Source organism: Cytophagia bacterium CHB2, from assembly GCA_030263535.1.
Lineage (GTDB): Bacteria > Zhuqueibacterota > Zhuqueibacteria > Zhuqueibacterales > Zhuqueibacteraceae > Coneutiohabitans.
In genome coordinates this window covers 40,032-53,888 of record SZPB01000005.1, presented here as the reverse complement: position 1 = coordinate 53,888, position 13,857 = coordinate 40,032, and the positions used below count along the sequence as shown (strand labels likewise).

Below are 13,857 nucleotides of genomic sequence, written 5' to 3'. Positions count from 1 at the left end.
CCGAGCATAGTCCGTAACCACGTTGGGTGAAAAGTTCAAATTTTCCACCCACAAGATAATATCAAATGTGCCGACGCACAACCACTTTCCGGCCAAGCTTCTAGTTCGTTCCGCCCGCCTTGACGTCGCCCGCGCTGTCAAGCTGGCGATATTTTTCCGAGTATTTCCGATACAACGCTTCATGTTTGTTGCCGAGATCGATGCGCCGGCCTTGAATAAACTCGTGCTCGACCTGCGTAGGAATTTCGAGCGGATCGCCGTTGGTCACGATCAACGTCGCATCTTTGCCGGGTTCGAGCGAGCCGACACGATCGGCAACGCCGAGAATTTGAGCCGGATAGAGAGTGATGGCTTTTAGCGCCTCTTCCCGCGGCAGGCCATACGCTGCCGCCGTCGCCGCTTGATAGGGCAAGTTGCGCACGTTGGCATTGTCGAAATCCGCGAGGCAGAATTTCACGCCCGCGGCATGCAGTTTCGCCGGAACCGTGAACGGCGTATCGTAAGGCTCCCATCCGCGGTTGGGCAAATCATGAACCTGGCCGTAAATCACCGGCACGTCTTTCGCCTTTAACAAATCCGCGACGCGCCACGCATCCTGCCCGCCGGTGATGACGATGCGAAGATTCTCTTCGACCGCCCACTGCACGGCCGCTTGAATTTGTTTGATCTCACCGGCATTCACGAACACCGGAATTTTTCTCTCGAACACCGGAATCATCGCTTCCCAGCGCGAATCGCTTTCATGAAAAACGCCTGCGGTTTTGGCTTCGCCGGCTTTGGCTGTCATGTAAGCGCGGCCCTGCGCAAACGCCTCTTTGAGTTTTTCCATGTTCTCTTTCATCTGCTTGCGCTGTTCTTCGTCGCTTTGCGTAATCCACCAGCGCCGCTGCAGCGTCATGTTCGGCCAATTCACGTGCATGCCCACCGGCGCTTTGAGCGTCATCTGTTCCCAGGTCCAACCGTCGAGCATGATCAATGCCGAGGTGCCGCTGATGATGCCGCCTTGCGGCACGCTGAGAGCGAGCGCCACGCCGTTCGCGCGCGTCACCGGAATCATTTCGCCGTCGGGATTCACCGCCACTTCCGCGCGCACATTGGGATTGATCGGGCCGGTTTCAGAAAAGTCCACAGTGGCGCGCACTGAGCCGATTTCGATCAAACCCAATGTCGTGTTCGCGTCGATCATTGCGGGATAAACATGCTTGCCGGAAACCTCGATGCGCTCGGCATTGGCGGGGATGCTCACATTTTGCCCCAGTGCCACGATTTTGCCTTGATCGAACACGATGGTGGCGTTCGCGATTGCCGGCGTGCTCACCGGATGAATCGTTGCGCCCACCAGCGCGATTGGCCGGGTTTGCAGCGGCGCCGGCACCTGGCCGTAGTTTTGCGCAAGAACGTTAGCTGCAAGCAACAAGCTGATTAAGAAAACGAATTTTATTTTCATCACTGATGGCTCCGTGTTGGGTCTAGTTCGTAGTTGACCCTTCAGGGTCAAGAAGTTTAGTTACCGAACGCGCCTGAAGGCGCGACTACGAACTCAATCCGTGGGTTTCTTTGCCTCGCGCGGACTATCTTTGGCGCTCTCTTCTTTTTCCATCAAAACTTTTTGGATCAACGCAGCGCGTTCTTTTTCGACTTCCGCTCGCATGCGGAGATCTTCCTCACGATCGAAATACTTGCGGCCCTCGATCCACGTCTGCTCGCACATCGAATAGGTTGACAGCGGCGAGCCGTTCCAAATCGCGAAATCCGCGTGTTTGCCGGCTTCGAGCGAGCCGACAAGATGATCGACTTTGAGTTGAATCGCAGGATTCAGCGTGACGAACTTCAGCGCTTCTTCCTCGGGCACATTGCCGTATTTCACTGCTTTTGCCGCTTCGAGATTCATGCGCCGCGCCAACTCGCCGCTATCCGAGTTGAACGAAACTACGATGCCCTGCTTGTGCATCATCGCGCCATTGTGCGGAATGGCATCGTACACTTCGAACTTGTACGCCCACCAATCGCTGAAACACGAGGCCGCCGCGCCGTGCGTGCTGATGGCATCCGCGACTTTATACCCTTCCAGCACGTGTTGGAACGTTCCGACTTTGAAGCCGAACTCATCCGCCAGGCGAATGAGCATTAAAATTTCGTCCTGGCGGTAAGAATGGCAATGAATGAAGCGCTTGCCGTTCAAGATTTCAACCAGCGTTTCCAGCTCCAAATCGCGGCGCGGCGGGATGGCCGCGACCGCATTTTTCTTGGCGGCGTTGAATGTGTTCCACTCCTTCTCATAATCGCGCGCGGCTTTGAAACGATCACTGATGATTTGCTCAACGCCCATGCGCGTGGCGGGATAACGGCTCGAAGGCTGCGAGCTGTTGCTGCGCTTGACGTTTTCGCCCAGCGCGAATTTTATGGTCGGCGGCGCTTCGACGAATTTCAATCCTTCGGCATCCGCGCCCCAGCGCCATTTCATGGTTTGATTTTTTCCGCCAATCGGATTTGCGGAGCCATGCATCACATGTGCAACCGTCAGCCCGCCGGCAAGTTGCTGATAGATGTTGATGCTGGTGGGATTAATCACATCTTCGATGCCGACTTCCGAGGTCACCGCCTGGCCAGATTCATTGATCGACGAAGCGGCGGAATGTGAATGCGCATCGATCAAGCCGGGCGTGACATGTTTGCCTTTCGCATCGATAATCATCGCGCCGGCAGGCGCCGTCAAGCTCTTGCCGATTTGCGCGATTTTACCGGCTTTGATCAGCATATCCGCGTCTTCGAGTTTGCCCTGCGGGCCGCTGGTCCAAATCGTTGCCCCGCGCACCAAAACGGTTTGCGGCTGCTCGGGCGCGCTGCTGCGGCCATAGCCGCCAAAGGGATAAACTTTCTTCAAAACCGCAGGCGCTGCGGCCGCCTTGATTTTCTCCGAAGATTTTTCTTCAAACGGCGCGGTTTGTTTCGCGCTCCACGAAACCGCAGAGCCGTCGGCCAGCTCGCCGTTGCCTTGCAATGCGCCGGCTTCAGCGAAACCCGAAAGCCGGATCACACCGGCATGGCCGAGCGAGTCGCCTTTGAAAACCAACGCAACTTTCTTGTCATCGAGTTGTGCTTTGGTGAGATTGGCCTTTGTCGCGTCTTTAGCAATGTCGCCGCTCAATTTCTCCGGCGTGCCTTTGAGATTGAGCTTATAAGATTGAATCGTGCCCGCAGCATTGGTCAGTGTGATTTCCCACGTGCCGCGCAAATCAACTGCCGCCGGCTTCTTGATTTCATGGCGGCTGCCGTCGATCCAAACATCCAAAATCGAAGTTTTTTCGGCAAACAAATTGCCGTCGGTGACAACGAGATTCGCAACTTTACCCGAGGCAATGCTGCCCAAACGATTTTCTTCACCCACGATTTTCGCGGGAATCGTCGTCAATGCCGCCAGTGCGGCGCTCTCCGGCAAGCCGCGTTTGATGGCTTCGCGCACGCGCCCGGGAAAATCTGATTCCTTTTTGAGTTTGGTGGTGCTCAACGCAAAACTTACGCCGGCTTGTTGCAGCCAATGCGCATTCGCCGGCGCCATATCCCAATGTTGCAATTCCTCGAGTGTAACTTCCAGCGCATCTTCCGGCGTTTCGACGTTGGGTTTCTCCGGGAAATCGAGCGGTAAAATCAGCGTGACGCCCGCGGCTTTCACGCGATCCAACTGGCGATATTCATGGCCGCTGCCGCGCACGATCATGTTGAGATTGAATTCTTTCGCGATTTTCAATGCGCGCATGAAATTCAAATCATCGTTCACTTCGATGATCACCGGCTGCCGGCTGTTCGCCGCTTCGAACAAAGCCGCGAGTGCGGGACTTTCTTCCGGGCGCGTTTGCGCGGGATTCTTGCGATAAGCCGTCATCGCCGCTTCATACCATTTCGCATCCAAAAACGTTTGGCGGATGAATGAAATGCTGCCCATGACGGAATTGGGATAGCCACCGTCCTGAAACGTGGCGGTTTCGAAAGCGAGATGCTGCGCCACGTTGGGTTTGAGGATGCCGCGATTCGCCGCTTCTTCGCCCAAACTGATCAGTGCGCTGGCGCCGCGGAAAATGCCTTTGGCCGGTGCGGTTAATGCCGCACAAAATCCCAACTCGCGCAGCGCTTGCGCTTTCTTGGCATCCGGTTGAAACATTTCTTCGGCGCTGTCATCGGCGCGCATCAGGGGATTCCAATGCCGCGGCCCGCGCCGTTCTTCGGTGCGGCGTTCCGTTTGACCGCCGCCGGCCTGGCCGCGAGTGGGAGGAGGCGCTGCCGGCAACCCGAGATTCGAATAGGTTTCAATGAAACCAGGATAAATAGTCTTGGCGGTGTAATCCCATACGCGCGCATCTGCCGGCGGCGTCACTTGCGCGCCGGCGGCCACGATCACACCGTCGCGCACGATCACTGCGCCTTTTTCGATTACTTGTCCAGGCGCCGGGACGATTCTGGCGTTGATGAGGGCATGCACTTTGGGCGTATTGTCGCGTAAACCCTCGGTCGGCGCAATTTGCGTATAGGCAACGCAGGTGTTGATGAGGACGATGAGAACCGCAGTCGGCAAAACATGATTTGCCAGCGGCCGGGTTTTCTTAAAGTGGCAACTGAGGTCACGTGGCATGAAATCCTCCTCTTGATAATGAACGGCAATAATGATTGTGCTGGGATGCGGCCAATATGCAAAGTTTCACTTGTGATGTCAAGCGCGCAAACGCAAATCCCAGGATAAAGTGCTTGCGTTTTTGACCGGCGGAGTAGAAATTAAGCTTGCTTTTTGCAGCGGTGATGATTTTTGCTATTCGTGTTCATTTGCAGTTTACTTTTAATGTCAGAAAACTAAGCTACATAAACGGAAAAACAGGAGTTCATTATGAAATATTTTCTGATGCTGTTGAGTTTATGGTTTTTGTCCGGCGCGATTTCTTCCGCCTCTGCACAAATAACGGCGCGCCGGGTCGCGCGCGAGGCTGCGGCGGATCGCGCCGAGATACGTTCCGCGAAATTGACCAACGAAGGCCTTGCGCTGATGAAGCGCGGCCGCGTGGTTCTGGCAAAAGCGAAATTCGAACAGGCTCTCCGGCTCGATCCGAAAAACGCAAAGGCGCATTTAGCCTATGCTGATTTATTGTTCAAGGAAGGCAAGTCCCTTGCAGCGTACGATCATTTCACCAAGGCTTTGAAATTCGCGCCGGAGGGAGGGAAGGATCGCGCGCAAGCGGCGCAAGTCATCGCGCGCATTCGCAGCCAGCATCCGGAATGGTTTAACAAAGCGCAGCCAAAACCGGAGAAAGCTGCAGAACCTGCACCGGAGCCACAGGCAATAACCGTCGTGGGCGAGAAGCCGATGTTGGCAGTTTTCCCGTTTGATTATCCCGGCGGCGATTCAACCGCGCAAGGGCTGGGCGCAACTTTTTCAGAAATGATGGTAACCGCGCTGATCAATCATGGCGCCTATCGCATCGTGGAGCGCCGCCAGATCGACCGCGTTTTTGAAGAGCAGGCTTTGGGACAAACCGGCGCGTTGGAGGCGGAGACGGCGGTGGCGGTGGGAAAAATCTTGGGCGTACAAGCCGTCGCCGTGGGCAATCTCAGCCGGCTCGCCGGCGGCTATGAAACCGATGCGCGCATTTTGCATGTGGAAAGCGGCGAAGCGCTGCTCGCCTGTCATGCGAAAGCCGCTTCATCCGCGCAATTCCGTGAAGCCGCCGAAACGCTGGCGGCAGACTTGAGTACCAAAGTTGTAAAAGTGCAGCAAGCGGTTGCAAAAGATTCGACAGAAGCCGCCGATCAATAAAATTGCCGGTAAGCAACCTCTTCATTTGCTGACTCACTCGCCGTGTCTCAGACATGGAGTTGTTTGAGCCTGGGCTTAATGCCGAGTACGTCACCCGATCCATGTAGGATGACAAGCGATGCTAGTTAGACGAATTGAGGTAACGCGGTAATAGCGAAAATTGACGCAGGCTGGGAATAGGCTGAAGGCCGTCGGTGTTGAGAGAAGAGTGACGAGCAGCCAGCCGAGTCAGCCTAGCGATAGCGCGGCGCAAGAGTTTTTGTTTCAGCTTGAGGTTATTCAGATTACGAAGCTGATTTCGGATTTCAACGATCATTCAATGTGATAAGGATTATGCCAACGCCCAGCGAACAACCTGCCTTTTACACTCGCCTGAAACAATTTCTTGTCGATATTCTGCATTCCGGCAGCGGTCCGAATGAGCGGCCGTTTCTTAAGAAACACAATGAGAGTAATTTTGCGGGCTTGTACATCGTGGGCGATCTTGCTGGCGCGCCGGTGATCAAGTATGCCATGGCGCAGGGGTTCGAGGTTGTTGAGCATATCGCCACATTACCCAATGCCATCGGCGGCAGCGATCGCGAGCTTTATGATGTCGTCGTGATTGGCGCGGGCGCAGCGGGGTTGAATGCCGCATTGCAAGCGAGTGAGCGCGGCATGCGTTACGTGTTGCTCGAGAAAGAGCAAATTGCGAATACCATCGAAAATTTTCCAGAAGGAAAATACGTTTATGCCGAACCGGATAGCCAGCCGGCCAAGGGCAAACTCTGGCTTGACGGCGCAACCAAGGAGGATTTGATCAAGCGCTGGCATCAAATCATTCAAGCCAATAGTCTAAATGTGCGTACAGGCGAGGGCGTTACCGGATTGGAGAGGAAGGGCGGCATTTTTTATGTGCAGACATCGTCAGCAACGTATCGCAGTAAACGGATCGTTCTTGCCACGGGGCTACGCGGCAATCCGCGCAAGCTTAACGTGCCTGGTGAAGAGCACGAGCGCGTGTATCATCGCTTATATTCGCCGCGCAAGTATAGGAATGAAAACATCCTCGTTGTCGGCGGCGGCAACAGCGCCGTGGAAGCGGCAATCACGCTCAGCGAACAAAACCAAGTCTATCTTTCCTACCGTCGCGGCGAATTTGAGCGCATCTTCAGAGATAATGAACGCCAACTCAACGAAGCGATTGCCGCGAAACGCATTGAGCCGATTTTTCATTCCAACGTCACGGAGTTCGGTGAACGCGAAGCGACGCTCACGATCGCTCACGGCGGCTCGCAAGAAACGCGCAAAATTCCATACGATCATGCCTTCGTGCTCATTGGCGCGGAGGCGCCGCGCGATTTCTTGAAATCACTCGGACTCAAAATGGAAAACGAATGGGATGGCAGCCTCACTCGCGCCGTTGTGCTTACGATACTCGGTTTCCTTGGCCTGTCAATCTTTGGCGCAAGCCTGGGGGGACATGCAAATTTTCTTGGCGTAAATTTGCCTGATTTACCTGGCTGGTTCGGCGGCCTCATCTGGGCGTTAAGTCTGGGCAGTCTGATTTTTTATGGCATGCGCGGCGATCGCTTTGCCTGGCTCGGCCTATCGTTCTTCGTATGGTACACAATTTACGGCGCAAAGATCGGCGCAGGGCAAGAATTTTGGCCCTATAAAGATTGGGGATACCAATTTCTTTCGCTGCTCGATCGCCCGTGGTCGTTTTGGTATACCGTACTGTACACCGCGTTGATGACGTTTTTTGGCTTGCAAGCACTCAAGCGCTGGGGACTTGATCGCAAAGATAAATTTCAAATTTGGCGTTTTGTCAGTTTGATCAGTTTTCAATGGGTTTTCTTTTTTCTCATCCCCGAGTTCTTATTTCAGACGGCAGTGAACTATCAATGGGTGGGAGAGAAGCTCGCGAGTGATCCAACATTTGCCGAGCAAGCGTGGCGGAGTTATGGACTCATTTATGCCTGGCCGCTGTTTTTTTACACGTTTTTTTACAGTCCGCATCAAGTTTGGGTTGTGTGGGGCGTGTTATTGACGTTCATCATCATCCCGATATTTGTGCTGTTTCACGGCAAGCGCTATTGTTCATGGATTTGCGGGTGCGGCGGTTTGGCCGAGACGTTCGGCGATCGCTGGCGACATCTCGCGCCTAAAGGTCAAAAATCAATTCAGTGGGAATGGATGAACCTTGCCGTATTGATTTTTGCCGCGCTGGTTACACTCTTGATGCTCTTGAAAGACGTGTATAACGCACTCACCGGCGCCGCCGAGTTGGGTATCAGCATTTATCGCATTTACGCGGATGTCTGGCTCGTCGGCATTTTGCCGGTGACGTTATATCCCTTCCTTGGCGGAAAGGTTTGGTGCCGTTATTGGTGTCCGCTCGCCAAGCTGATGCAGTTGGAGTCCGCCCTGTTTGCTAAACTGAAAATCGGCAAGTTCAAAATCGTGGCGAATGATAAGTGCATCGGCTGTTACGAATGTTCGCGGAATTGCCAGGTCGGCATCGATGTCATGAGCTATGCACTCAAGCAGCAAGTGCTGGATAACGCCACCAGCTCGTGCATCGGCTGCGGCATTTGCGTTACGGTATGCCCGATGGATACCTTGAGTTTTGGCAAAACCGACAGCCCGGCGCCTCTCGCCCCCATAAAGCTGACGAATAGAAAAGGCGAAGTGGTGGGATGAGAGTTGGACGCGAAGCATGATCTGAATGGAGTCGGATTTCACTTTGTCGTGATGATATTGCATCTGCACGCTTTTACCTACACCAGTAATCCCCCCTCGTTTCTGCTCAATTTTGCCCAAACTTGAAACTATTGCAACCCGCGTCCCGTTGCCTCAAAATAAAATGTTACCGGGAGGGGTGTAAAAAGGCTTTCGTCTTCCGAAGGAAGACGGGGGGTTAGGGTGTTTGAAAGTTTTCATTCTTCGATGGTCCTGTTTGTATGCGTTGCCAAAGTGAGAATGCGTTTAATCTTTTGGCTTATGGTTTTTTGTAGTTGAAATGGATTTAATGCCTGATACTGTTCTTTGAGTTGACGCTTCCGGGCAGGGCTCACGTGCGGCGAAGCCAGCGCACGCGCCAAGGGGGTTTGCGGGGCGTCGTACTTTTTGATAATCTTTGAGCCCAGCCGTTTCTTTTCGATAAGCTTGACCGAGGGCAAAAACGCATTCATCAGCCACCGCCACTCCGAGGTGTAGAGTTCGTTGAGCAAAGCCGTAATCTCTTGTTGATCGAAACGTTGATACCCGAGATATTGCCGAACGTGCGTCCAGTTTTTGTTTTCAACATGGGCATTGTCGTTTTTGTGATACGGGCGCGAACGCGTAAATTGAATCGGGCGCTTGCGCTTTTGCAGATACCGTTCCAAATGCCAATTTAGAAACTCCGAACCATTATCGCAATCGAAGCCGCGCACGTCGAAGGGCAGCAGGTGTTCGATGCTGGTAACGGCCTCGAGCACGCCGCGCTCGCCCTTGCCCTTGCCCCACACCGCACGCTGTTCTGACCAGCCCGTAGCAAGGTCGGTAGCGTTGACGGTCAAGACGAACATCCCGGCCGTGGAGTTGCCACAATGGGCCACGGTATCGGCCTCGAGAAAGCCGGGGATGGTTTCATCCCACTGGTTGGTTTTGACCGGGATGTGATGCTTGAGTAAAGAACCCGGTTTGGTGGTGGCCAATCCGCGTTTGGCATATTTCCCGCGGCTGGGCTTGAGCAAACGATCAATCGTTGCCGCAGAGATGTTCGAGAGCTTCTGCTGGATGTCATCCGGCAGTTCCCACTCGTAATGTGGCAGCCACAACGGCAAGAGCGCTTTGAGCCGTTTGGCGCAGGGCAAATTAGCCGCACGCCAAATGTCTTTGAGCACGCGCAACAGCAGCGGTTGATCATAGCCTCGTTTTCGCCCCCGTGGTTGACGCACCCGCGCATTCTGCTGGCGAGTCGGGCGTTGCAACAAACGAATCGCATGCTTGCGATGATAGCCACAGATTTCACAAAAGCCGTCCAGCAGTATTCTCTTTTCGGCGCGACTGGCTTTCTGATAACGCGCAAAGATGGCTTTTAGATACTCGCGTTTGGAAAAATGGCTCATAACTTATGTTCTCCGGTTTTGGGTAACATAAATTATGAGGCAACGACCCCTCATTCAAAATGCTTCGGTAACATTTTTTATGAGGCAATGCGGCGCAGTTCTGAGTTAAAAAGCGATTGACAGAAGCAGAAATTCCATTATCTTGAAGGCGTTAAGTAAGCAGACATGCCTGACAAGTATTACGCCTTTGAGAAGAAGCCCCGAATGATATGAATACAATGATGAATGAGACAACAATCAAAGGCAAGGGTTTACACCTCACTAAGCCGCCTCATTCAATCGGCATTATGAGTTACTCTGAAAGAGTGAAGACGTACCTTGCTAGCGCCCGCCTGCGTCCCCTTCTCCTCCATGGTGATGCGCAGATCGTCCTGGACGAACTTCCGACTTCGTCTATTGATTTCGCCATGACCTCGCCACCGTACTGGGGGAAACGTGAGTATGAAGCCGGAGGCATCGGCCTTGAAAACGACTATCAGGAATTCATCCGCCACCTGTTGGACATCGTTCTTTCACTAAAGCGAGTACTCAAACCTGAGGGGTCGTTCTGGCTCAACATCGGGGATACCTACCAAGATAAGGGACTAGCCGGCATTCCCTGGCGAGTGGCACTCGAACTCACCGATCGGCAAGGCTGGATTCTGCGCAACAGCGTGATTTGGAACAAAGTCAAGAGCGGCATGGACAACACGAAAGATCGCCTCGGCAATGTTCACGAACATGTCTTTCACTTTGTGAAGCAGGCGAAGTACTACTACGACGCTGACGCGATTCGGTCAAAACCCAGGGAGGCGCGGGTCGTTAACGGCGCCGTCGTATCTGCCACCGGCGTTTCTGGCGTCCGTTACAAGCGGCAGATCGAACTCTCTACATCGTTGAGCGAGGAAGAGAAACAAGCTGCCTTCAAAGCGTTGAACCAGGTTCTGGCAGACGTTGGTGCTGGACGCATCTCGGATTTCCGCATGATTATTCGCGGCCAACAACGTGCGACCCACTCCGATAGCGAAAAGGTCTCGGGCCGTGCCAAGGAACTGCGCGATCGAGGGTTCTACTTTCTCCGATACCATCCGAATGGTAGCAAGCCGGCCGATGTATGGGACATTATGCCCGAAGACACACAGAAAAGAGAGAGTCACTTCGCACCCTACCCGGTGGACCTGTGTCGAATTCCCATTCTCGCGACATGCCCGCACGGTGGAGTCGTGCTTGATCCGTTCTGCGGGACGGGTACTACCCTTCTTGCCGCGCGTGACCTGGGGCGTCAGTCCATCGGGATTGACATTTCAAGCCATTACCTAAAGATCGCAGAGGAACGATGCGCGACGCTGCTATGAGTACGGTCGTCGAACTGTTCGGCCACTCAGTCGAAAGCCGGCGGAAGGACTGGTCGCGTGTCGTGCGTGAGCAGCAGTGCCCATTTCTATCAAAGACATGCTACAAGGTTCGGAAGAGTGACCCCGGCACTTCCATAGGCTCGTGCACAGTTCTTTACGGCAAGGAGCAGGAGCCTGTGGTGATCTGCCCGACACGCCTTCTTGAACGACGCCAGATATTCACCGACTGCCTGCACTTGTTGACCACACATGAACCGGGAAACGAGCTTCACATCGTTCAAGAGGTCTCTGTTCCTGGTGGGAGCGTTGACTACTTCCTGGCATCGGCTCGAAAGGGTAAGGTGAAGGATTTCGTAGGAATTGAGATTCAGACTCTGGATACTACCGGCACCGTATGGCCGGAACGACAGCGACTCCTCTAAAAACTCGGCGCTCCACGCAGAGATAAAGAAGAGTCATCCACGAAGTCATACGGCATGAATTGGAAGATGACGGCGAAGACGATCTTGGTCCAGATGCACCACAAGATTCAGACTTTCGAGCACATCAATAAGAAGCTGGTTCTTGTACTCCAGGACAAGCTCTTCCGTTACATGGCGAAGGAGTTCACCTTTGAGCATTTGAAGAACCCAGCCGTACTTGGCGATGCGATGCACATGCACGTGTACCGACTGGAGAAGCAGGCAGACCGTTCGTTCAAGTTGGGAATGCATTCAAGGGTAAGTACCGACGCCGACGGAATCGCAGCATGTCTTGGGCTTCAGGCCGAAGCTCGGATTGAGCTGGCCCAGATTGTCACGGCTTTGGAAGCAAAGTTGTCTTCCAGCACACTTCTAAAGCCGGTGTAAGCGATTGTCCTTCTTAGCTAACAAGAAACTGCATCGGAGTACTCCAAATTGCCATCTGTTGTGAGGTCACTTTTCATTTCGTCGAGCCAATCACTTCGAAATGGAAGTCAGGACAGTTATCTGGGCTGTTACAAAATTTTTTGTGCAAGCATCTCCTCCCGCCAACTGAAACAGGAAAGGAAAGAATGTATGAGTGATCAAGAAACGACTCCACAAAGCGGCGTTATGTCGCGCCGGCAATTTTTGGGCACGGCAACCGCAGCGGCGGCATTCACCATTGTGCCGCGGCGTGTGCTCGGCGGCCCTGGTTTTGTGCCGCCTAGTGACAAAATCAATCTCGCTGTGATCGGCGTTGGCGGCCAAGGCACGTTTGACATGACGCGCTTTATGGAATTGCCCGAAGTGCAAGTGGTCGCCGTGGCAGACCCCGTGCAAGAAATGGATTACAGTAAATTTTATTTTGGCGGCATGAAAGGGCGTGAGCCGGCCAGGCAATTGGTGAATGAAACCTATGCCAAACAAGCCGGCAACGGCGCCTACAGCGGTTGCAATGCCTATGTTGATTTTTATGATATGCTCGAAAAAGAAGCCGGCATCGACGCGGTTTGTGTCTCGACCACGGATAGTTTGCATGCGTTTGCCGCAATGGCCGCGATGAAAAAGAAAAAACATGTTTATTGCCAGAAGCCCTTGACGCACGACGTGTGGGAAGCGCGCCAACTCACGCTGGCCGCGCGCGAGCACAAAGTCATGACGCAAATGGGCAACCAGGGCCACGCCGGTGAAGGCAATCGCCTGATGGTGGAATGGATCGAAGACGGCGCAATCGGTGATGTGACCGAAGTGCATTGCTGGACGGATCGGCCCGCAGGTTACTGGCCGCAAGGGGTGCGGCGCCCGGAAGAAACGCCCTCGTTGCCGCCCACGATTGATTGGGATCGCTGGCTGGGTCCCGCGCCGTGGCGTTATTTCCATCCGATTTATTTGCCGTTCAATTGGCGCGGCTGGTGGGATTACGGCACCGGCGCGCTGGGCGATATGGGTTGTCACATTCTCGATACGCCGGTGTGGGCGCTGCAACTCGGCCACCCCACCGCGGTGCAAGCCAGCTCCTCGCCGTTTACCGATGATAGCGGCCCCATTGCTTCCATGGTCACGTTCGAGTTTCCGGCGCGCGGGAAAATGCCGCCGGTGAAATTGATGTGGCATGAAGGCGGACTCACGCCGCCGCGTCCCATTGAATTGGAAGCAGGCCGGCGCATGGGCGATGGCAGCGGCACGCTGTTCATCGGCACAAAGGGCATGATTATGTGCAACACCTATGGCGAGCAACCACGCCTCATTCCCGAAACCAGCATGAAAGCCTACAAGCAACCCCCGAAGCGCCTCAAGCGCGTCGCCAATGGCCTCTCCGGAATTTATGCTGACTTCATCAACGCGATTAAAACCGGCGAGCCCGCATGCTCGAATTTTGACATTTCCGGCCCGTTGAGCGAAATCACTTTGATGGGCAATCTCGCGGTGCGCGTGAATGCTGCCTTCCAGGACAAAGGTCTGCGCGGCCAGCGCCTGCTGTGGGATGGCGAAAAAATGGAAGTCACCAACATGCCCGAGGCGAACAAATTCGTCAAGCGCGAATATCGCGAAGGGTGGAGTTTGTAAACGATGAATTTTTAAAACGCCGATCGAATAGCCAAGTTGCCGCTAACCCATCCCGCTGGCAAAGATAAGGGCGACACCGTGAAGCTCAATCAAACGTTGTTTCGGATTTCTCTGGG

7 protein-coding genes and 1 pseudogene are annotated in these 13,857 nt (G+C 54.1%); 5 read left to right on the top strand and 3 right to left on the bottom strand.

Annotated elements, in window-relative coordinates:
- Positions 1–100: 100 nt before the first annotated feature.
- Together FBQ85_01430 and FBQ85_01425 are read right to left on the bottom strand one after the other, a co-directional pair.
- Positions 101–1,447, bottom strand: coding sequence for an amidohydrolase (locus FBQ85_01430; protein ID MDL1873826.1), 1,347 nt, complete (start codon positions 1,445–1,447; stop codon positions 101–103).
- Between the two features lie 93 nt (positions 1,448–1,540).
- On the bottom strand, positions 1,541–4,627 hold the full coding sequence (locus FBQ85_01425; GenBank protein MDL1873825.1) for an amidohydrolase: 3,087 nt from the start codon (positions 4,625–4,627) through the stop codon (positions 1,541–1,543).
- 249 nt (positions 4,628–4,876) lie between these two features.
- Here FBQ85_01425 and FBQ85_01420 point away from each other — a divergent pair, with 249 nt between their 5' ends.
- Positions 4,877–5,800, top strand: a complete 924-nt coding sequence (locus FBQ85_01420) for a hypothetical protein (GenBank protein ID MDL1873824.1) — start codon at positions 4,877–4,879, stop codon at positions 5,798–5,800.
- 333 nt (positions 5,801–6,133) lie between these two features.
- The gene (locus tag FBQ85_01415; protein MDL1873823.1) at positions 6,134–8,485 is read left to right on the top strand and encodes an FAD-binding protein; all 2,352 of its coding nucleotides are present in this window, start codon (positions 6,134–6,136) and stop codon (positions 8,483–8,485) included.
- 236 nt (positions 8,486–8,721) lie between these two features.
- Here FBQ85_01415 and FBQ85_01410 read toward each other — a convergent pair whose 3' ends face one another.
- Positions 8,722–9,897, bottom strand: a complete 1,176-nt coding sequence (locus FBQ85_01410; protein ID MDL1873822.1) for a transposase family protein — start codon at positions 9,895–9,897, stop codon at positions 8,722–8,724.
- A 209-nt stretch (positions 9,898–10,106) separates the two neighbouring features.
- Here FBQ85_01410 and FBQ85_01405 point away from each other — a divergent pair, with 209 nt between their 5' ends.
- The 3 genes and pseudogenes from FBQ85_01405 to FBQ85_01395 all read left to right on the top strand — a co-directional run bounded on the left by FBQ85_01405 (position 10,107) and on the right by FBQ85_01395 (position 13,741).
- Positions 10,107–11,231, top strand: coding sequence for a site-specific DNA-methyltransferase (locus FBQ85_01405; GenBank protein MDL1873821.1), 1,125 nt, complete (start codon positions 10,107–10,109; stop codon positions 11,229–11,231).
- Positions 11,228–12,079: pseudogene (locus FBQ85_01400) on the top strand (hypothetical protein). Before FBQ85_01405 ends, FBQ85_01400 begins: the two are co-directional and overlap by 4 nt.
- A gap of 189 nt (positions 12,080–12,268) precedes the next feature.
- Positions 12,269–13,741, top strand: a complete 1,473-nt coding sequence (locus tag FBQ85_01395; GenBank protein MDL1873820.1) for a Gfo/Idh/MocA family oxidoreductase — start codon at positions 12,269–12,271, stop codon at positions 13,739–13,741.
- The last annotated feature ends 116 nt before the right edge of the window (positions 13,742–13,857 follow it).